Annotated in this window: 1 pseudogene; it reads left to right on the top strand. The window is 50.2% G+C overall.

Annotation, left to right across the window (positions count from 1 at the left end):
- Positions 1–203 (top strand): annotated as a pseudogene (locus CEX98_RS23080) (hypothetical protein); the annotation flags it as partial.

Genomic DNA, 203 nt, shown 5'->3' with positions numbered 1-203 from the left:
TCACGCTGCGTACGCCGTGCATTTTTGTGCGGTGAAGATGCACTCACTGGCAAATCCTTCGAACATCGTCGCGGTTGGATTAGTTTAACCGACACCAAATACTACCACTGTATCTCACGCTGCGTACGCCGTGCATTTTTGTGCGGTGAAGATGCACTCACTGGCAAATCCTTCGAACATCGTCGCGGTTGGATTGAGGAAAA

Origin of the sequence: Pseudoalteromonas piscicida (assembly GCF_002744175.1) — a bacterium.
GTDB lineage: Bacteria > Pseudomonadota > Gammaproteobacteria > Enterobacterales > Alteromonadaceae > Pseudoalteromonas > Pseudoalteromonas piscicida_B.
The sequence above is the reverse complement of the archived record's forward strand: the minus strand, read 5'-3'. Positions and strand labels throughout refer to the sequence as shown.